Genomic DNA, 387 nt, shown 5'->3' on the forward strand with positions numbered 1-387 from the left:
GCCCAGCGGGGCGCGCCCAAAAGCACACAAAAAAACCCCGCCACAAAAAAAACAAAAAACACAAACGAAAATATATTTACTTTATTTATAATAAAAAGAAAAAAATTAACAAAAAAAAAACACACAAAAAACAAAATTCCCTCTTGTTATTTAGTTGAAAACAAACGCAGGGGCAGTAAAAAAAAAAAAAACAAAAAAAAAAAAAAAATCACAACCCAAAAAAATAAAAATAAAAAAAAAAACAAACGTGGGGGGTGAAAAAAATATTTTGCGCCGTGTGGCCTTTTTTATCCCTACAAATATTTTATCTTATTAATTGGTGGTGTTTACACCGCTTCCCGCCGTATTCAGCCGAGTATAGGCAAGATAGTGGCGTACTTTTTTACT

General features: G+C 32.0%; 1 protein-coding gene. It reads left to right on the forward strand.

Going from position 1 to position 387, the window contains the following annotated elements:
• Positions 1–154 precede the first annotated feature (154 nt).
• Complete coding sequence (locus tag ACYVTD_RS17665; protein ID WP_461248927.1) at positions 155–316, forward strand: hypothetical protein; 162 nt, start codon at positions 155–157, stop codon at positions 314–316.
• The last annotated feature ends 71 nt before the right edge of the window (positions 317–387 follow it).

It is taken from the genome of Treponema sp. R6D11 (genome assembly GCF_054786075.1).